Origin of the sequence: Streptomyces sp. NPDC093598, assembly GCF_044764825.1 — a bacterium.
Lineage (GTDB): Bacteria > Actinomycetota > Actinomycetes > Streptomycetales > Streptomycetaceae > Streptomyces.
In genome coordinates this window covers 185,185-203,451 of the sequence record NZ_JBIWIV010000014.1, presented here as the reverse complement: position 1 = coordinate 203,451, position 18,267 = coordinate 185,185, and the positions used below count along the sequence as shown (strand labels likewise).

Here is an 18,267-nt window from a genome sequence, read left to right as displayed (position 1 = left end):
AGGTTCGTGCGGTAGTACACCGCCACCAGCAGAACCCGGTCCGCCAACGGCAGGCACCACGGCCGGCCACCACCGGGCCCGTTCCCGCCCCGCTCCCGCACCACCTTCACCAGCCTCGCGAACCGGTCCATACGCAAGCCCGTGAACGTCTCCACCCACACCGGATCAGCCCGCAACACCCCACCCATACAGGCAAAATGCCCGCCATCAAGCCTTATGCAACACCCTTTAGGGGGTGTCCGCAAAGTCCCGCCTGCCCCCCCTCCGGGCGAACGACGCGACTTTGCGGACACCCCCTAGCGGCGCCCCAGGGCCTTCGCGCGCGAGTGGGCCCAGCCTGCCAGGCAGGCGCCGACCGCGGTGAGGACCGCGTAAGTCAGCAGCAGCGGGACGAACCCGCCCGGAAGCCCTCCGAGCAGGCCCCGCTCGTCGTCGATGACGAGCCGGGCGAGCCCCTGAATGCATACCGCCAGCAGCAGCATGCCGAGAACCTGCAGGACGTCGTGTTTCACGGCCTTCCTTTCCGCGAGGAGTGACGTTACGAACGTATCAACCGGAGGGTGCATATGGGCTTTTCATCAAGCACAATCCCCTTCTTACGTCACACTTTCTCCGCGCGTTAAAGTGAGACAGTGCGTGACGAAAAGATGCGGACGTGCCCGGTGTGCGGCACGGCCCTGGCCCGTCCGAACCGCGGCCGTCCGCCCGTCTACTGTTCGCGGAGCTGCCAGGCCCGGGCCTACCGCCGACGCAGGCAACCGCTGCCCGAACCGGGCACGCCGCCCGCGTCCCGGCCGACGGACGTCCGGGCGCGGCAGCGGCGACGGATCGCCGAGGCGGTGTGGCGGATCGCGGCCGGGCAGGGCCTGGACGCGGCGAGCATGCGCAGGATCGCGCTGGAGGCGGGGGTGTCGCTGCGGGTCGTGCAGTACCACTTCGACTCCAAGCACGCCCTCCTGGTCGACGCGCTGCGCCTGCTGCACGAGGAGAACGAGCGGCTGGCCCGGGGGCGCATCCGGTACGGGATGACAGACCCGTGCCGGCTGCTGCGGGCGGTGCTGGACGAGTTCCTGCCGCTGGACGAGCAACGCACCTTCGCGCTGCGCGTGTTCACGGCGTACTACGCGCGCAGCCTGACCGATCCCGCGCTCGCGGCGGTCTTCCTGGCGGCCGAGCAGCCGCTCGAAGGGCTCGTCGCGGACATCATCGGGGCAGGCGAGGCGGCGGGGAGCACAGCCCCGGGCATCGACCGGGCGCACGAGGCCGACCTCCTGGTGTCGGGAGCCGTCGGGCTGGGCCTGGACGTCGTGCACGAACGCCGGTCCCTCGCGGGAGTACGGACCGTGCTGGACTACCACCTGGCCAGGATCTTCCCCGCTGCGGCCACCGAGACCGCCAGGGCCGCCGGGACCACGGCGCCCGGACCTCGACCGTTGCCGTCCGAACACCCGCCGGACGCCGGCTGAGCAGGCCCACCGCCTGCGTCCCCGCCTCAGCCGCTCCCCGCCCGGACACCGGTCCGGGCACGAGCTGAGCCGCCCTCACAACCCCGCATCCCCGTCTCACCCACCCCCACGCCCGAACACCGGCCCCAGCACCAGTTGGGCCGCACCTGCTGCCACCACCCGGCCGCCCCCCGGCGCGACGCGTACCGGCACCGTGTCCTGGCCCGTCCGCCGGGCCCGGGCCTCCAGGACCGTGCCGACCCCGTTCGCGAAAGCATCCGGCGCCGCCGTCACCGTCCGGCCGCCCAGCAGGACGACGTCGATGTCGAGCAGCCCCACCAGGTTCGCCGCCCCGGCCCCCAGGACCCGCGCCGCCTGCTCCAGATCACCGCGCGCCACCGCACCGAGGCACAGGGCCTCGACACAGCCCCGGTTCCCGCAGGTGCACTGCGGCCCGTCAAGCTGGATCACCTGGTGGCCGAACTCCCCGGCCCCGGTCCTGGCACCCCGGTGCACACTGCCGCCGATCACCAGCCCGGCTCCCAGCCCCGTGCCCAGGTGCAGATAGGCGAAGGAGCCGCCCTCACCCCCGGCGGCCAGGCCGAGCGCCGCCGCGTTGGTGTCCTTGTCGACCACGACCGGCACCCCGAGCCGTTGCGCCAGCGCCTCCCGCAGCGGGAAGCCGTCCCACTCGGGGAACCCGGTCACCCGGTGCAGCACACCCCGGGCATGGTCGAGCGGCCCGGGCAGCGCGACGCCCGCCCCCAGCAGGGCGCTGCCGAGCCCGGCCACCGACTCCCGCACCGCTCCCGTCACCGCCGCCAGCACCGCCTCCGCCCCCGCCCCCAGATCCAGCGCGGCCCGCCGCTCCCCCACCACGGTCCCCCGCAGGTCCACGAGCACGGCCCGCACCTCGTCCCGGTCCAGATGGACCCCGACCGCGTGCCCGGCCTCCGGCACCAGCCGCAGCACCGTGCGCGGCTTGCCGCCGGTCGAGGCGCGGCGTCCCGCCTCCGCCGCCAGGCCCTCCTCCCGCAGCCGTGCCGTGATCTTGCTGACCGCCTGCGGGGTGAGCCCGGTCCGCTCGGCGAGTTCGAGACGGCTGATGCCCTCGTCCCCGGCCGTCCGCAGCAGGTCGAGCACCAGCGCGGTGTTGTGGCTGCGCAGGGCGAGCAGGTTCACCCCGCCTCCGGTGCCGTGCATGCCGCCCACTCCGCCCGTACGGTCGTCCGCCCTGTTCACGCCCCCATTGTCCCCGGCGCTTGCACTTTGGCAACAGCGTTGCGAAAGTGGGTGGCATGACTGGCACATCCCTCGGCACAGCCCCCGGCTCACCCCTCCGCGTCGGCCTCGTCGGCTACGGCCTCGCCGGCTCCGTCTTCCACGCCCCGCTGATCGCCGCCACCGACGGCCTCGCCCTCGACACGGTGGTCACCTCGAACCCGGAACGGCAGCAGCAGGCCCGTGCCGAGTTCCCGGACGTGCGCCTCGCCGCCACGCCGGACGAGCTGTTCGACCGGGCCGCCGAGCTGGACCTGATCGTCGTGGCATCCCCGAACAAGACGCACGTCCCGCTCGCGACGACCGCGCTGGAGGCCGGTCTGCCGGTCGTGGTCGACAAGCCCGTCGCGGGCACCGCGGCCGAGGCCCGCGCGCTGGCCGCCCTGGCCGAGGAGCGCGGACTGCTGCTCTCCGTCTTCCAGAACCGCCGCTGGGACAACGACTTCCGCACCCTGCGCAAGCTGCTGGACGAGGGCGAGTTGGGTGACGTCTGGCGGTTCGAGTCCCGCTTCGAGCGCTGGCGTCCGAAGCCGAAGGGCGGCTGGCGGGAGTCCGGCGACCCCGCAGAGATCGGAGGTCTGCTCTACGACCTCGGCAGCCATGTCGTCGACCAGGCCCTGGTCCTCTTCGGCCCGGCGGCCGCCGTCTACGCGGAGTCGGACATCCGCCGCCCGGGCGCCGAGACGGACGACGACACGTTCATCGCGATCACGCACGCCGGCGGCGTCCGCTCCCACCTCCACGTCTCCGCGACGACCGCCCAACTCGGCCCCCGCTTCCGGGTCCTGGGATCCACCGCGGGCTACGTCAAGTACGGCCTCGACCCCCAGGAGGCGGCGCTCCGGGACGGACTGCGGCCCGGCCCGGACTGGGGGGTGGAGCCCGAGTCGCTGTGGGGCCGCGTCGGCTCCGGCCAGTCCCCGGTCACCGGCGGCGGCCGCCCCGAACCGACCCTCCCGGGCGACTACCCCGCTTACTATGCGGCCGTGGCGAAGGCCCTGCTGGAGGGCGCCCCGAACCCGGTGACCGCGCGGGAGGCGGCCGCCGCCCTGGACGTACTGGAGGCCGCCCGTCGTTCGGCCCGCGAGAAGGTGACGGTGACGCTGTGACCCACAAGAGCACCCCCTCCCACAGCCAGGGGCTCACCCCGAAGTTCCACCCGGAGCTCACCCCGAGCCTGGAGGAGCTGGAGAAGCAGGAACGCCATCTGGTGTTCCGCCAGTTCACCTACGACGACGCCTGGGCGCTCGGCTCGCTCCTCGTCGAGCTGGCCCGGGAGCGGCAGGCCCCGGTCGCCATCGACATCCACCGCGCCGGCCAGCAGCTCTTCCACGCGGCGCTGCCCGGCTCCACCCCGGACAACGACGCCTGGATCGCCCGCAAGCGCCGGGTGGTCGAGCGCTACGGCTCCGCCTCGTACCTGGTCGGCGCCCGCTTCCGGGCCAAGGGCAGCACGTTCGAGGAGTCCTCGCGCCTCGACCCCGACACCTACGCGGCCCACGGCGGATCCTTCCCGATCACCGTCGAGGGCGTGGGTGTGATCGGTGCGGTGACGGTCTCCGGACTGCCGCAACTCCAGGACCACCGGCTCGTGGTGGAGGCGCTGGAGCGGTTCCTGAACCGGTAGGCCACGCCGGAATCATCACCGGCTCCCTCCGGTTGGCACCTGCGTACGCATGATCGAGCACGGCGCCCCAACCGGAGGGATCCCCACTGATGACCACCCCCTTGAAGGAGACCGTCGGCCGGTACGGCATCTGGAGCGTAGGACTGCGCTCGGAGGACCCGGACCGGCGCGGCGAACTCGCCGAGGCCGCCGCCGAACTGGAGGAACTCGGCTACGGCGCCGTCTGGCTGGGCGGCAACAGCTCCGCCGCCAACGCCGCCCCGCTGATCGAGGCGACCTCGAAGCTCACGGTCGGCACCAGCATCCAGAGCATCTGGCAGCACGAACCGGACGCCGCCGCCACGGCCTTCGCGGACCTGGAGTCGGCCCACCCCGGACGCTTCCTGCTGGGCCTCGGGGTGAGCCACGCCAAGCGGGTGGAGCAGTACGCCCGTCCGTACTCGGCCCTGGTCGGCCACCTCGACGGCCTGGACGCCGCCGGAGTGCCGGCGGACCGCCGTCTCCTGGCCGCCCTGGGCCCGAAGTCGCTCCGGCTGGCCCGCGACCGGGCGGCGGGCTCGATCCCGTACCTGGTCACCCCGGAGCACACGGCGCACGCCCGCGAGATCCTGGGCGAGGCCCCGCTGCTGGCCCCGGAGCTGGGCGTCATCCCGGAGACGGACCCCGCCCGCGCCCGCGCGCTGGCCCGTGAGTTCCTGGAGATCTACCTCCCCCTGCCGAACTACACCAACAACTTCCTCCGGCACGGCTTCACCGAGGACGACCTCCAGGACGGCGGCAGCGACCGCCTGGTCGACGCCCTGTTCGCCTGGGGCGACGACACGGCGATCCGCACCAAGATCGACGCCTTCTTCGAGGCGGGCGCGGACCACGTGGCGCTCCAGGTCCTGACCGGCGAGCCGCGCGACGCCCTCCCGAGGAAGGCGTGGCGCGACGTGGCGGCTCTGCTGGCCTGACGTTCCTTTCAGGGGCGCGGGGAACTGTGCGACCGGCCACGGACGGTCCGCAGCCCGACCGACGACCGCGGTTCCTCGGCCCCCAGCGGAGCGCCTACGCCTCCTTGAACTCCTGCCGTTGCCGCCCTAGCCCCTCGATCTCCAGCTCCACCACATCCCCGGCCCGCAGGAACGGCTTCGGCTCGGGCGCCCCCAGCGCCACCCCCGCCGGCGTCCCGGTGTTGATGACGTCGCCCGGGTACAGCGTCATGAACTGACTGAGATACCGCACGACCTCCCCCACCGGGAAGATCTGCTCGGCCGTCGTCCCGTCCTGCTTCAACTCCCCGTTGACCCACAGCTTCAGCGACAGGTCCTGCGGATCGCGCACCTCGTCGGCCGTCACCAGCCACGGCCCCAGCGGATTGAACGTCTCGCAGTTCTTCCCCTTGTCCCAGGTGCCGCCCCGTTCGATCTGGAACTCCCGCTCGGACACGTCATGCGCCACGGCGTATCCGGCGACGTGCGCGAGCCCTTCCGCCGGGGACCCGAGATACCTGGCCGTACGCCCGATGACGACGGCCAGCTCGACCTCCCAGTCGGTCTTGAGGGACCGCCGCGGCACGAGGACCGTGTCGTTCGGCCCGACCACCGTGTCCGGCGCCTTCATGAAGACGACCGGTTCGGCGGGCGGCTCGGCGCCGGTCTCACGCGCATGGTCGTGGTAGTTCAGCCCGATGCAGACGATCTTGCCGATCCGCCCGAGGGGCGGCCCGACGCGCAGGCCGGTGGCGTCCAGTACGGGCAGCTCACCGGCGTCGGCGGCGGCCCGGACCCGGCCGAGCGCCTCCGCGTCGGCGAGCAGCGCGCCGTCGATGTCCGGGACGATGCCCGACAGGTCCCGCAGGGTCCCCTCGGCGTCGAGCAGCGCGGGCCGCTCCGCCCCCGCCGTACCGACTCGCAGCAGCTTCATGATCAATCTCCCTCGATCGCGGGCGCCCGCCCGATGCGCGCGACCCGGATGCGGCGGGGCAGCCATCGGAGGACTGGTCGATCCTCCAAGCTGGGAGTGCACTCCGCAATACCCCGTTCACGTACTGGACCCCGGCCGCCTGGTCACCGGTACAGCACGGCCCGCTCGACGGCACTCCACGTCGTACTGGTCACCACGTACAGCGCGGCGGCCAGCGGCACGACGGCCACGGTGACGAGCGTGAAGAACGACATGAACGGCATCACCTTCGTCACCGCCCCCAGCCCGGGCATCTGCTCCCCGCCACCGGCCTGGGCGGCCGGATTCGCGGCCATCATGCGCTTGCTGAGCCGGTAGCTGAACGCGGCGACGCACCCGACGACCAGGAACAGCCCGGCGTACACGAGCCCCGCTCCACTGAGAACACCGCCTTGGAGCGCGTCCGCCCACCGCTCCCCCAGCGGCGCCGCGAACAACTGGTGGCCGAGCAGCCCGTTGGCCTCGCCGCCGATCGTGTCGCTGGAGAACAGGTGGTAGAGCAGGAAGAACGCGGGAACCTGGAGCATCCCGGGCAGGCATCCGGCCAGCGGCGACACCTTCTCCTCGGCGTGCAGCTCCAGCACGGCCTTCTGGAGCTTCTCGGGGTTCTTCCCGTGCTTCTTGCGCAGCTCGGCGATCTTCGGCTGGAGCGCGGTCCGGGCCTTCTGGCCACGCGCGGCGGCCCGGGACAGGGGGTGGACGAGGAGTCGTACGAGCGCGGTGAACATGACGATCGCCGCAGCCGTGGCGCCGAACAACGGCTGGAGCAGGTCGGCAAGGTGCTCGACCAAGTGGGCGAAGACGGACATGGGTGAGCCCTCCGGGGGTCTCGTCGTGCCGGAAGTGGGTCATGGCGGCATGACGACCCGCGCGGGGTCAGCTCAGGTCTGGAGATGCCCCTACGCGACGGTCGCCCGGAGGGCGTGACCGGGTGCCCGGGGCCGGGTCCGCCCCCGGGCGTCGGGATCGCGCTGGGGCAGGAAGGCCGTTCGCCGGTCCCGGTCACGGATGGCCGTACGCACCCGCGTACGCGGCACGGCGGGCGCGCAGCGCGAGGCGACGACGGCGCAGAGCGCGAGGGCGGCCGAGGCGGCGGCGGTCGCGGCGAGCGCGACGGTGGCGGAGAGGCTGCCGGTGTCGAGCAGCGCCACCTCGACGAGCAGGAAGAGCAGCGCGAGGGCGGGGCGCAGAGCGGCCCAGCTCCGGTTCATCGACTGCCCCTCCTCTCGTACGTGTGCATGCCCTGTTGTTCGTTATACAGGATCACCCTCCCGCCCCGGCCCACGACTTCGTACACGGGTTTGAGAAAGGTTCGTCAGAACTCTCGACAACCCACCCGCCACACCCGATGCTTCTCGTCACCAACCACGGGGGCACCCCTGTGACGCCGGGCCGGGGACCGGCGTCTGCCCCCATCTCCCTTACGGAGGAGCCGTGATCCGACGCAGAAGTCTGCTGGCAGCAGCAGGCGGTACGTTCCTCGGCAGCGCCCTGGCGACGGGCACCGCGCACGCGGACGCCACGATCGCCGTCAATCCGTCGACGACGTACGGCACCTGGGAGGGCTGGGGCACCTCCCTCGCCTGGTGGGCCAATGTCTTCGGCGCCCGGGACGACTTCGCCGACCTGTTCTTCACCACCAAGTCCGTGACGTACAACGGCCGCTCCCTGCCCGGCCTGGGCCTCAACATCGCCCGCTACAACCTCGGCGCGTGCAGCTGGAACAGCGTGGGCGGCGAGACGATGGTGAAGTCGCCCAACATCCCCGCCTTCAAGCAGATCGAGGGCTTCTGGCAGGACTGGAACAACGAGGACCCCACCTCCTCGGCGTGGAAGTGGACGGCGGACGCCAACCAGCGCGCGATGCTGGTGAAGGCGACGCAGCGGGGCGCGATCACCGAGCTGTTCGCCAACTCCCCGATGTGGTGGATGTGCAGCAACCACAACCCCTCGGGCGCCTCCGGCGGCGGCAACAACCTCCAGACCTGGAACTACCGCCAGCACGCCTCCCACCTGGCGGCGACGGCCCTGTACGCGAAGAACAACTGGGGCGTGAACTTCGCGACGGTCGACCCCTTCAACGAGCCGGCCTCCACCTGGTGGACCGCGACCGGCACCCAGGAGGGCTGCCACATGGACCCGGCGGTCCAGGCGGCCGTCCTGCCGTACATGCGCAGCGAGCTGGACAAGCGGGGCCTGTCCGGTCTGCGCATCGCGGCCTCGGACGAGACCAACTACGACACGGCCCGCTCCACGTGGTCGTCCTTCAACTCGACGACCAAGGGCCTGGTCTCCCAGGTCAACGTGCACGGCTACCAGGGCTCGGGCGGCCGCCGCGACCTCCTCTACACGGACGTGGTGACCACCTCCCGCAAGAAGCTGTGGAACTCCGAGACGGGCGACAGCGACGGCACCGGCCTGACCATGGCCTCGAACCTCTGCCTGGACTTCCGCTGGCTGCACCCCACCGCCTGGTGCTACTGGCAGGTCATGGACCCGTCGACGGGCTGGGCGATGATCGCCTACGACGCGAACACCCTCCAGCCGACCACCGTCCAGACCAAGCACTACGTGATGGCCCAGTTCAGCCGCCACATCCGCCCCGGCATGACGATCCTGGACACGGGCGTGGGCTACGCGGTGGCGGCGTACGACGCGACGGCCCGCCGCCTGGTGATCGTCGCGGTGAACACCTCCACCTCCGCCCAGACCCTCACCTTCGACCTCTCCCGCTTCTCGACGGTAACGGGCGGCTCCGGGGGCCTGGTCCCGCGCTGGAACACGGTGACGACGGGCGGCAGCGACCTCTACACGGCCCGCTCGGACATCCGCCTCTCCGGCAAATCCGTAAGCGTCCCATTCGCGGCAAAGGCGGTACAGACCCTGCAGATCGACGGCGTGACGCTGTAAGTCTGCGGCGGTCGGCGGTTCGGGGCGAACCGTGAAACCTGGGTGGCGAGCGTGGGAAGTCGGGAGGCCGGGTGGTCTGGCCTGCGCATCTCTCACGCTCGTCACCTCCCGGCAGTACGGTGTCCCCCATGCGCCCCGACACGCCTGCCGAAAACGTCGACCACACCGCCGAGGCGGCACGCCTGGAGCGGACCGCCGGCCTGTATCCCGAGGACGCCGAGGCCCTGCTGCTGCGGGCGGCGGCCCACCTGGAGCTCTCCGGCGACCGCCCCACCGCGACCACGCTCTACGACCGCCTGCTCTCCAGCCCCGACGGCCTGGAGAACCCCCACCTGGTACGGGCGCTCAAGGCCTCCAACCTCTGGGAGTACGGCCACGAGGCCGAGGCCCGCGCGATCATCGAGGGCGTCCGGATGGCGTCCCCCAAGGACCCGGCACCCTGGGTGATCGTGGCGGAGTCCCTCGAATCCCACGACGAACTGGAAGCAGCCCACGACACCTTCACCGAGGCCGTACTCCGCCTCCTGACGGACGTCGCGGAGCCGCCCTACGCCACCCACCCCCTCCTCTTCGGCCGCCACCGCGTACGGCGCATGCTGGGCAGGTCCCACGACGAATGGGACGCCCTGGCGGACACAGTCCACTCCCTCCCGATCACCCTGGACGAACTCCACGACCCCAAGCGGGTCTGGTCCCTGGGCTCGGAGAACCCCGCGGAACTGGAGGCGGAGATCCTCCGCCTCCGAGCAGAACTGGGCGCGTACCGGGAGGCCCTCTCCCGCCCCTTCCCGGTGGCGATCCTGCACTGGCCGGCCCCGGAACTGACGGAACTCCTGGAGGCGTACCCGACCCTCACGTCGGAGTACCCCTCCCACACCGACCACCTCTCCTCGATAGAGCAGTCCCTCCGAGAACTCGCCACGTCCGGCACCCCGAACCTGGGCATCGTCACGGGCACGGTCCCGTCCTACGAGGCCTTCGCAGCCTCGGAGGGCTCGTCCCCCGGCGACGCGACACTCCTCCCCCAGTACGCGACGACACTGGCGGCGCGGGGGCGGGCGGTGGCTTGGCCGCCGCAGCGGGGGGCGGCTTGCTGGTGCGGGTCGGGCACGGCGTACGGCGAGTGCCACGGCAGCACTGCTTGAGGTCCGGCTGACGCGCCCGCCCCCTCCGAGGGTGGCCCGAGGGCCATCGGCGCAGCCGACGCCGAACCCAGCGCGGCCAGGTGAAGCGCCCTCGATGCGGGGCGCAAAGGCGCGACAATGGCCAGGAAGCGGGCGGCCCGGCAGTCCGAGAACCATCAGGCGGCGGCAAAAACCCCTTGTATGTCGGTGGCTACTGCTAGAACTGAGCACATCGCCATGAGTGATCGAGTGCGGATCAGCTCAAGCCCGGAAGCAGCGATCATCGACCGTGACGACATGCATGCGTGAGGCTCGACAGTGAACAGCATGACGCCTTCGTCTCCGGGCGTCTCGGCCCGAATGAGCAGGCAGGCGAGCAAGGACACGGCCGTCGAGCTGGCCGTGCGGCGACTGCTGCACGCGGCCGGGCTGCGCTACCGCGTGGAGTTTCCCGTGCCGGGCCTGCCCAGACGGCGTATCGACGTGGCGTTCCCCAGGGCCAAGGTCGCGGTCCTCATCGACGGGTGCTTCTGGCACGGCTGCCCCCAGCACGCCACACACCCAAAGGCCAACGCCGACTGGTGGCGCACCAAGTTGGACCGGAACATGGCCCGTGACCGGGAAACGACGGAGCATCTGCTCGCAGCGGGGTGGACCGTGCTGCGGTTCTGGGAGCACGAAGCTCCCGAAGAAGTAGCCGTACGGGTGGCGGCAGCCGTGCAGCGATGTCGGTCGGAACGAACAAGGGGGAAAGAAGAGTGAGCGGACTCACCTTTGTGGATGTGTGCTCCGGGGCGGGTGGACTTGCTCTCGGTCTGGAGCGGGCGGGGTTCATGCCGCGCCTGCTACTGGACGACGACGCTCCCGCCGTGACGACCCTGCGGAGCAATCGGCCGCGCTGGAACGTGTTGCACACCGACCTGCTGGACTTCGACCCGGCCGAGCACCCGGTGAGCTACGACGTGGATCTCCTCGCGGCGGGCCTGCCGCGGGTGAAGTCGAGTGCGACCGTCGGACGGGCGGATTCAGGTGTGGAAGAGCGGCTGTTGGAGGCCGCTGTGTACCTCGTACATGCGATCAGGCCTCGGGCTGTGCTCATAGAGAACGTTCCCGGGCTCGCTGACGCGGATGAGTATCAGCCGTTCCGTGACTTCGCCCGGGCCGAACTGGCCCACTTGGGGTACGAATTCAGCTGGTTCGTCTTGAACGCCGTCGATTTCGGCGTTCCGCAGAGCCGCAAACAGGGCGTCCTCGTGGCCGTCGAACGGAATCGGGCCCAAGCGTTCCGACCGCCCTCGCCGACCGTGCTGGAGCCGACGACGGTCGGCGCCGCTCTGGGGCCGTCCATGGCCTCGCGCGGTTGGCGGGATGCCGCCCGCTGGGCCGCCCAAGCCGATCAACCGGCTCCCACACTGGTCGGAGGGTCGAAGAACCGGGGCGGCGCCGACCTGGGACCGACCGGAGCCAAGCGCAAGTGGGCGACGATGGGCGTCAATGCTCACACGCTCGGCGACACGGTTCCCGGCCCTGAGTTCGCATGGGATCCCGAACTCGGCAGGGAAAACATGGTGAAAATCACGGTTGAACAGGCAGCGCTGCTGCAGGGGTTTCCCGACTCCTGGGAGATCGCCGGGCTCAAGACCGCCCGCTACCGCCAGATCGGCCATGCGACGCCGCCACCCGTCGCAGAGGCGCTGGGACGGGCCTTCGCCGAAGCTCTGGACGGCGAGCCGGCAGTGTCCGCGGCCGGCTAGACTTCCGCCACATGACCAGCGCGGCGCCACACCAGTCCATCCTCGACAAGCCCTTTGTCCTGGATCTCTTCGCGGGGCCCGGAGGGCTGGACGTCGCCGGGCACGCACTCGACATCCCCAGTCTCGGTATCGAGTGGGACAGAAGCGCGTGCCTGACGCGGTACGCGGCCGGACTGGACACCCTCCACGCCGATGTGAGCGCGGTACGCCGGGAAGCGTTCGAATCGTTGCCGCCGGAGATCAACGTGCTCGCCGGTGGCCCCCCGTGTCAGACGTACTCGGTGGCCGGGAGCGGCGCCGGCCGCAAGGCCCTGGAGGAAGTCAAGGGATACATCGAGCGACTCATGGCGGGCGACTCCGACGAGGAGATCGACAAGGAGCTGAAGAACCTCAGCGACCCGCGCACCGCGTTGGTCCTCGAACCCCTCCGGTACGCGATCCAGGCGACCAGGAGCCCGAACCGCGGCAACCGACCGTACGACGTCATCGTTCTGGAGCAGGTCCCCGCGGTCGAGGCGCTCTGGCATCACTACGCCCTGGTGCTGGAGAACACCGGCCTCCCCGACGGCACCAAGTACAAGGTCGTCGTCGACGTCCTCGACACCGAGACCTACGGAGTGCCGCAGACGCGGTCCCGAGCCGTACTGATCGCTCGTCGTGACGGGCTCGGTGAGCCTTCGCTGCCCGCGCCGACCCACCGCGCCTACGAGGCGAAGGAGTGGAATCGCAGGAACGAGGGGATCTCGGCTCAGATCCATCAGCCGACCCTTGACGAGGAGAGCGCCCCGGAACCTCGGGTACGCCGGGAGGAGGACGACGAGCTGGAGCAGTGGACGTCGATGGGCAAGGCATTGGCCGACCCGGTGGGCACGCACCTGGGGCGCAGAACCCCCTTCCTCGTGCGCTCGAACTACGGCAGCTCCGGAAATCCGGGGCGCCGTGGCGTACGGACCGACCGGCAGCCCGCCGCCACCGTCACCGGCCGCATCTCCCGCTTCGTGGTCTTCGAACACCTCGACGACGACATCGTCTACGAGGGCCCCCGCTTCAGCATGAACGAGGCGGGAATACTGCAGAGTTTCCCGCCCGACTACCCCTGGTCCGGTACGGCACAGGCCCAGCAAGTGGGTAATGCCGTACCGCCCCTGTTCGGTGCGCACCTGCTGAGCGCCGCGCTCGGTCTTCCCGCGCCGACCCCTGACGCACTGAGGACACCGTGGCAGCCGGCTACGGAGGAACAGCGCGCCAAGCTACGGAGCCAGGGGTGCGGGGCAGCGGACGACTGCACCGCCCGCTGCCCGCACCCTGAGGACCAGGCGCCGCCCAGCTCGGCCTCGCGCCCGCGCAAGAAGAAGGCGTCCCCGCGATAGCTCAAGGACGCCGTTCAGTCCTCGCTCTTCCTGCCCCTGACCGGTGCTGACTCGAACAACTCTGTGAAGTAGTCGGTGAGCGCAGCAACGGACCCCGCCGGGGCCGGGTCCTCGTCGGGCCCTTCCGGGAGTACGTGTCGTGCCACCGGCGGCGCCGTGTCCGCCTCTGCGATCCACTCTCGCAAACGGCTGGGGTCCCTGGGCTCGTCCGGCGCGAGGGCGTCGTAGGTCAGGGTCGCTCCCGCCGTATTGATCGCCACGCTGAGACCGTTGACCTCTCGACCGGTGGTGACCTGCCCGCTTTTCAGGAGACGGACGAGCGCCTGAGCAGTGGGACGGTGATCGATCAGCTCCATCCGGAGAACAGTGTGGATGAGGTCCTGATTTCCGCAAGCGACCTCGACGGGCTCGTAGTCCGGACCGTTCCGGAAGAGTTCAGCCGCCCACCACAGGCGCGAGAAACACTGACGGTCCGCGGGACCCCGAAAGCGATCCGCTGCGACGCGCCTCACCGGCCTGCTCGCGGTCGCCTCCGACAGATGACGCCAAACGACGTAGTCGGGGGCCACCGCCAGGGCGATGTGATTCCACAGTCGCTTGTCCGCCGCCTCCCGCCGCGTCAGGCGCAGCGTGGCATGCAGTCGCGGCGCCAGCCACGCGTCGGCGCGGGTACGGTCCTCCTGGAACTCGTACATGGCGTCGTCCAACAGGCTTCGGATCGGCTCGGTCGACCATCTGGCGTCGTCCTCAGGAAGCGGCTCGACGACCTTGGCGAGATCGATGCCACCATGCACCTGCTCCGCTTTGAGCAGCTCCTCGGTGAGAAACGGATCGACGGCCGAGCCGGTGAGCAGCGCCAAACGCTCCGGTACGTGGTTCGGTGGGGTGATCACGTCTCACTTCTCTCGGTTCATCTGTTCCAGACCGCGGATGGCGTAGGCAAGCGCCTTGTTGGCGTCGGCACGTCGTGCCGCCGCGTAGTGGATGCGGGTCTGCAGCTCCACCCAGCCCGAGTCGCCTGTGCGCCGGCGATGGACCTGCCTGAGAGCCTCCTCGACATGCACGCCTGGAACCACGTCGGGGAGCATCTCCCGCAGCACCTCGCCCTGCCAGTCGGTCGGGAAGACCGGGCCGCCGCCGGGTTCCACCTCCAGGTCGCCGATGGCGCCGTGGAAGACCGCGGTCCAGACGTCAGTGGCCATCTGAGCGACCAAGAGGTCACGCACCTTGCTGTCCAGACCGGTGCCGCTGCTGTCCAGCAACCCGAGGATCCCCTCCACGTCGGTGTTCACGAACACGGTGGGGACGCGGGCCGAAGTGTCCACGATCCAGGGCACGTCGGCGTAGGCGCGCAGCCACTGTCTGGAGCTCTTGCTGAACGATGCTTTCTGGACGTCCAGTTGGAGCCCACGAACCGGCTCCTCGGAAACGGTGTCGATGATCCAACTTCGGTCCGTCTCCGCGATGGAGCGTCCTCGCACGCCGTCCACCGTCCCGACCGCATGCACGGCGAGGGAGGCCCGACTCAAATGGTTGTCGCGGAGTACCTCGATCGAGCCCGCCCAGTCTCGGCCGTCCTCCGCTTCACGTGTGAGGTCCGCGGAGGTGCGGACGTTGGTCTCGCCGTCCGTCAGTACGGCGAGGACGCGAAGCTCGGACCAAGCCGCGTCCGGCGCGTTGGCCCCGGGCGGCAGCGTCGCCGAAAGGCCGATCGTGGCGCTCACCCAGTCGGTGTGACCTGCGATGCCGAGCGCCACGGCTTGCTGTTGGGTCGAGTAGGCGGTGGTCTCCAGTTGATCCCTGGTCCCGTCGGGAAGCTTGAGGGAGACCGAGGTCACCCTGAGGGCAACCGGCCGGCTGAGCCGCTTGTACGGGTAGAACTTCACCGTCACTCTCCCTTGCCGGCACGCAGTTCGACCACGAGACGGGTGAGCGTGGTCCTCACCGGGTGGCTGGTGACGTCGGTCGAACCTCGGAACTTCGCGCGACGCACGCCCGGCGCGAAGCGCAGGGTCCCGTTCTCCACCTCACAGCCCTCTACGGCCTCGAGTTCCGCCCAGTCCAACTTCGGGCGGCCTCCGGAACGCACGTCCATCTGGGCGACCGGCACCATCGGGACGACCTCGTCGCCGCGCGGGATGCTCACCTCCGCGGTGATCTGCCACTCCCCACGGTCGCCGATCGACGCGTCGAGTCCGTCCAGGACCGGAACCACCGGCCCGGAGGGCACCTTGGCCTTGGGCCTCGTCTTCACGGTCAATGCCTTGCGCAGGGCCTCACCGCCCTCACGGTTCCCGCGCTTGGGCCGTGCGACGAGTTCCCTCACCGCAGTGTTGACCTCGGTGGTCAACGTGTTGATCCGCCGGTACGCGGAAGGCGACCAGCGCAGGGTCAGCTCCTCCGTCTGTCCCCAGCGGTCGTGCTCAGGCGGTTCTGCCGCACGCAGGAACTCCTCTGCCTCCTTCGCGAAGGGGGCCGATTCCCCGGCAGCCTCCCCCACCAACAGCACGGCCTGGAAAGGATTGGTCCCGAGCGGCAGGTTCGGAACCCCGACCCTCTTCACGGTCATGCGGTTGCCACGCAGCGAGTGCACCTGGTTCTTCGGTGTGTCCTTGTCATTGTCGGCTTCGGTGACCAGCAGGACCGCTTGGTGCGTACCGAGTGTCCCTCGGGCGCCCCCGGACAGTGGCAGCTTCAGCGGAACGCTCCTCGCCGCCACCTGCCCGGCTTCGGTGAGCCGATCCACGGTGGTGCCCTCATAGTGCGCCCGCAGCGCACGGGTCCGGGAGGGTTGCTCGGCAGACGGGTCCACCTGCTCCTCCGCCACGACCACGTCGCCGTTGCGCATGGAACGGACCGAGACCTCCAACAGGGGAAGCCTGTTGCCCCCGCCGGTCATCGCCGCCCAGAAGTCACGCCCCAGCGCCTCGACCAGGCGGCGGTGCATTCTCCGGATGTCGCGCGTGTCGTCGACGCCCTCCTCGTCCAAGGTCTCGTCGTCGGCGTCGGAGGAGTTGTCCTCGAGGCTGGCCACGTCGTGCGCGCCGACGATGAGGAAGGAAGTACCGGGTTCGTCGTTCTCCCGGGTCAGGTGCAGGCGAGCCACTGTCTCCTCATCCGCCCACCAGGACCGGGCAACCATGGCGCCGGGTGAATCAGGATCGGGGCGTCCGAACCAGGCGGGACCCGCGTACGGCTCGCCGCCGACTTCACGCCACGGCAGTTCGAGACGGCCGATGACACGTCGCTCGGTACGCCCCTCGTGGGGCTCGGACAGAGTGGAGTTGATGAGCACGAGACCAAGAGCACTGGTGGCCCACAACGTGGCCTTGCCCAGGCCGTACGAACCACCCGCGCCGTGACCGGACTTGAGGCTCTCCAGTTGGCGCCTGACGACCGCGGCGAACTTGCCGTCCGCGTAGTCGTCGCCGATGAGGCCGGAGGCGTTGTAGTCGTCAATCCGCAACAGGACCAGGCGGCCCTTCTCGTACATGTCACGAACTCCGGCGTCCACGACCCGGCCGACCTTCTGGTTACCGGCGATCTCCGAGACGGCGGCGTAGTGCGGGAAGAGATCGTTCCAGAGAATCGCCTCACGGAAGGCATCCAGGGCCTCGCCGGTCAGCTCGTGCAGCGTGTAACGCACACGGACCGGGCGGCCGTTCTCCGTCAGGCGCTCGTCGAGGCTGTTCTGACAGGTCTCGCGCGCGAGCACCTGAACGTCGGCGTCGAACGCGAAGGCTGCGGCATTGCCCAGGTCCCGGCCACCGTCGGGGTAGCCGGGGCGGTGATACCAGGTGACCGGCAGGCCGGCCTGGGTGTCGGTGGTACGAGTGTGCACCGTACCCAGGTCCGTGCCGAGCGCCTTGGCGATGTCCTGCATGACGGTCGGCCGGGGAGTCGACCTCCCGGTGATCCACGCGGAGACGGCTGCTCGCGTCAGCCCGAGCTCCTCGGCCAGTTCAGCCTGCGTCCTCCCCGCAAGCTTGAGCTGACGGGCCAGCCAGGGCCCGAACTCTTCACCTGTCTCCACGCGCCACCTGCTCTTCCCTCGGAGTCGTGCGAGCAGGCTAATTTGACAACAGCGACAACGTCAACTGGCAGTTGACCAGCCTCGATGGGTCCCAACTCTTCAAGCAAGCGTCCACCTTGCCCCGATTGTCCAAATTGCGTCCACTCCGCGCCTGTAGGCGAGCGGGAAGCAACTCCCCACAGCGCAACGGAAGTTCAGGGTTGCACGATCGAGTGACTGCCGATAGCTTCAGTGACGATGGCAAAAGTCATCTCGCTCAGGAACCCAAATCCGGGGGAAACGGGCGACCGGGGGAGAAGTGTGCCCGAATTCAAATCCGGGCGAGGCGGTCCAGAGTTTCACGCGCAGTCGGCTGCCTGAGAGGCAAAAACACTTCGCCGAAAGCGCTGGCGGCGCGAGACACCCACCCGCTAGCGTGATCAGCGGTAAGGAATCTCATCCGACAACTCCCGACCGTTTCACGGGGGACGTGTATCCGAATACACCCCTGTGCGACCACAGGACACGACGCAACAGGGGCGGAGCACTCGATGGATGAACACGACTGTGGTGACTTTCTGGACTCACTCCGGGAATTAGGCGCCTTTGAACTGCGGATTCAGACAGCACAGAGCAAGGTCGAGGTAGCGGAGATCCTTCACCGACACGACCTGTCCGAAGACACTTTCATCCACAGGTTCCCCGACCTGGCCAAGACGGTTCGAGAACTGCCGGACGAGACCTCCCCTACGGTCTGACCCACAGCACGGGGCGGGCCCCTGAGTCTCCCCAAGATT

At 69.9% G+C, this 18,267-nt stretch carries 18 protein-coding genes and 1 pseudogene; 10 read left to right on the top strand and 9 right to left on the bottom strand.

From position 1 onward, the window contains the following. Positions 1–188, bottom strand: a pseudogene (locus tag ACIRDU_RS31010) (IS5/IS1182 family transposase); the annotation flags it as partial. Between the two features lie 108 nt (positions 189–296). Next, positions 297–512 (bottom strand): hypothetical protein, encoded by a 216-nt coding sequence (locus tag ACIRDU_RS31005; protein ID WP_403585557.1) that lies wholly within the window; start codon positions 510–512, stop codon positions 297–299. Between the two features lie 120 nt (positions 513–632). Here ACIRDU_RS31005 and ACIRDU_RS31000 point away from each other — a divergent pair, with 120 nt between their 5' ends. Continuing rightward, complete coding sequence (locus tag ACIRDU_RS31000) at positions 633–1,466, top strand: TetR/AcrR family transcriptional regulator (RefSeq protein ID WP_403585555.1); 834 nt, start codon at positions 633–635, stop codon at positions 1,464–1,466. Positions 1,467–1,562: 96 nt separating this feature from the next. Here the strand turns inward: ACIRDU_RS31000 and ACIRDU_RS30995 are convergent, their stop codons facing one another. Continuing rightward, positions 1,563–2,648, bottom strand: coding sequence for an ROK family transcriptional regulator (locus ACIRDU_RS30995; protein ID WP_403585573.1), 1,086 nt, complete (start codon positions 2,646–2,648; stop codon positions 1,563–1,565). Positions 2,649–2,743: 95 nt separating this feature from the next. On the opposite strand from ACIRDU_RS30995, the gene ACIRDU_RS30990 reads away from it, so the two are divergent. The 3 genes from ACIRDU_RS30990 (at position 2,744) to ACIRDU_RS30980 (ending at position 5,309) form a co-directional block, all read left to right on the top strand. After that, positions 2,744–3,835, top strand: a complete 1,092-nt coding sequence (locus ACIRDU_RS30990; RefSeq protein WP_403585552.1) for a Gfo/Idh/MocA family oxidoreductase — start codon at positions 2,744–2,746, stop codon at positions 3,833–3,835. Then, positions 3,832–4,353: a heme-degrading domain-containing protein gene (locus ACIRDU_RS30985; RefSeq protein WP_403585550.1), complete on the top strand. Its 522-nt coding sequence runs from the start codon at positions 3,832–3,834 to the stop codon at positions 4,351–4,353. The genes ACIRDU_RS30990 and ACIRDU_RS30985 overlap by 4 nt, the downstream gene beginning before the upstream one ends. Before the next feature lie 89 nt (positions 4,354–4,442). Beyond that, the gene (locus ACIRDU_RS30980) at positions 4,443–5,309 is read left to right on the top strand and encodes an LLM class F420-dependent oxidoreductase (RefSeq protein WP_403585547.1); all 867 of its coding nucleotides are present in this window, start codon (positions 4,443–4,445) and stop codon (positions 5,307–5,309) included. 94 nt (positions 5,310–5,403) lie between these two features. On the opposite strand, the gene ACIRDU_RS30975 is transcribed toward ACIRDU_RS30980, so the two are convergent. The 3 genes from ACIRDU_RS30975 to ACIRDU_RS30965 all read right to left on the bottom strand — a co-directional run bounded on the left by ACIRDU_RS30975 (position 5,404) and on the right by ACIRDU_RS30965 (position 7,511). After that, positions 5,404–6,261 (bottom strand): fumarylacetoacetate hydrolase family protein, encoded by an 858-nt coding sequence (locus ACIRDU_RS30975; protein ID WP_403585545.1) that lies wholly within the window; start codon positions 6,259–6,261, stop codon positions 5,404–5,406. Positions 6,262–6,404: 143 nt separating this feature from the next. Then, positions 6,405–7,109 carry a YidC/Oxa1 family membrane protein insertase gene (locus tag ACIRDU_RS30970; protein WP_403585542.1) on the bottom strand — a complete coding sequence of 235 codons (705 nt, stop codon included), beginning with the start codon at positions 7,107–7,109 and terminating at the stop codon, positions 6,405–6,407. Between the two features lie 90 nt (positions 7,110–7,199). Further along, positions 7,200–7,511 (bottom strand): DUF6412 domain-containing protein, encoded by a 312-nt coding sequence (locus ACIRDU_RS30965; protein WP_403585540.1) that lies wholly within the window; start codon positions 7,509–7,511, stop codon positions 7,200–7,202. Positions 7,512–7,734: 223 nt separating this feature from the next. Between ACIRDU_RS30965 and ACIRDU_RS30960 the strand changes: the two genes are divergently transcribed. The 5 genes from ACIRDU_RS30960 (at position 7,735) to ACIRDU_RS30940 (ending at position 13,458) form a co-directional block, all read left to right on the top strand. Next, on the top strand, positions 7,735–9,210 hold the full coding sequence (locus tag ACIRDU_RS30960; protein ID WP_403585537.1) for a beta-1,6-galactanase: 1,476 nt from the start codon (positions 7,735–7,737) through the stop codon (positions 9,208–9,210). A 128-nt stretch (positions 9,211–9,338) separates the two neighbouring features. Beyond that, entirely contained in the window at positions 9,339–10,355 is a 1,017-nt protein-coding gene (locus tag ACIRDU_RS30955; RefSeq protein ID WP_403585535.1) for an SEC-C domain-containing protein, read from the top strand. A 339-nt stretch (positions 10,356–10,694) separates the two neighbouring features. Continuing rightward, on the top strand, positions 10,695–11,096 hold the full coding sequence (locus ACIRDU_RS30950; protein WP_403585571.1) for a very short patch repair endonuclease: 402 nt from the start codon (positions 10,695–10,697) through the stop codon (positions 11,094–11,096). Next, the gene (locus tag ACIRDU_RS30945; protein WP_403585532.1) at positions 11,093–12,088 is read left to right on the top strand and encodes a DNA cytosine methyltransferase; all 996 of its coding nucleotides are present in this window, start codon (positions 11,093–11,095) and stop codon (positions 12,086–12,088) included. The genes ACIRDU_RS30950 and ACIRDU_RS30945 overlap by 4 nt, the downstream gene beginning before the upstream one ends. Before the next feature lie 11 nt (positions 12,089–12,099). Then, positions 12,100–13,458, top strand: a complete 1,359-nt coding sequence (locus tag ACIRDU_RS30940; RefSeq protein ID WP_403585529.1) for a DNA cytosine methyltransferase — start codon at positions 12,100–12,102, stop codon at positions 13,456–13,458. 14 nt (positions 13,459–13,472) lie between these two features. On the opposite strand, the gene ACIRDU_RS30935 is transcribed toward ACIRDU_RS30940, so the two are convergent. From ACIRDU_RS30935 to ACIRDU_RS30925, 3 genes are read right to left on the bottom strand one after another with little or no spacing between them, the layout of a single operon-like run. Then, positions 13,473–14,351 (bottom strand): DUF6339 family protein, encoded by an 879-nt coding sequence (locus tag ACIRDU_RS30935; protein ID WP_403585525.1) that lies wholly within the window; start codon positions 14,349–14,351, stop codon positions 13,473–13,475. 3 nt (positions 14,352–14,354) lie between these two features. After that, complete coding sequence (locus ACIRDU_RS30930) at positions 14,355–15,344, bottom strand: hypothetical protein (RefSeq protein WP_403585522.1); 990 nt, start codon at positions 15,342–15,344, stop codon at positions 14,355–14,357. Between the two features lie 2 nt (positions 15,345–15,346). Beyond that, the gene (locus ACIRDU_RS30925) at positions 15,347–17,491 is read right to left on the bottom strand and encodes a helix-turn-helix domain-containing protein (RefSeq protein ID WP_403585519.1); all 2,145 of its coding nucleotides are present in this window, start codon (positions 17,489–17,491) and stop codon (positions 15,347–15,349) included. Positions 17,492–18,021: 530 nt separating this feature from the next. Here ACIRDU_RS30925 and ACIRDU_RS30920 point away from each other — a divergent pair. After that, positions 18,022–18,228 carry a hypothetical protein gene (locus tag ACIRDU_RS30920; protein ID WP_403585517.1) on the top strand — a complete coding sequence of 69 codons (207 nt, stop codon included), beginning with the start codon at positions 18,022–18,024 and terminating at the stop codon, positions 18,226–18,228. Positions 18,229–18,267 lie beyond the last annotated feature (39 nt).

Coding starts and splice junctions, on each gene's coding strand:
- ACIRDU_RS30955 (WP_403585535.1), top strand. CDS start 9,339: ATGCGCCCCGACACGCCTGCCGAAAACGTCGACCACACCGCCGAGGCG.
- ACIRDU_RS30940 (WP_403585529.1), top strand. CDS start 12,100: ATGACCAGCGCGGCGCCACACCAGTCCATCCTCGACAAGCCCTTTGTC.
- ACIRDU_RS30990 (WP_403585552.1), top strand. CDS start 2,744: ATGACTGGCACATCCCTCGGCACAGCCCCCGGCTCACCCCTCCGCGTC.
- ACIRDU_RS30980 (WP_403585547.1), top strand. CDS start 4,443: ATGACCACCCCCTTGAAGGAGACCGTCGGCCGGTACGGCATCTGGAGC.
- ACIRDU_RS30970 (WP_403585542.1), bottom strand. CDS start 7,109: ATGTCCGTCTTCGCCCACTTGGTCGAGCACCTTGCCGACCTGCTCCAG.
- ACIRDU_RS30975 (WP_403585545.1), bottom strand. CDS start 6,261: ATGAAGCTGCTGCGAGTCGGTACGGCGGGGGCGGAGCGGCCCGCGCTG.
- ACIRDU_RS30920 (WP_403585517.1), top strand. CDS start 18,022: ATGGATGAACACGACTGTGGTGACTTTCTGGACTCACTCCGGGAATTA.
- ACIRDU_RS30950 (WP_403585571.1), top strand. CDS start 10,695: ATGAGCAGGCAGGCGAGCAAGGACACGGCCGTCGAGCTGGCCGTGCGG.
- ACIRDU_RS30995 (WP_403585573.1), bottom strand. CDS start 2,648: ATGCACGGCACCGGAGGCGGGGTGAACCTGCTCGCCCTGCGCAGCCAC.
- ACIRDU_RS30965 (WP_403585540.1), bottom strand. CDS start 7,511: ATGAACCGGAGCTGGGCCGCTCTGCGCCCCGCCCTCGCGCTGCTCTTC.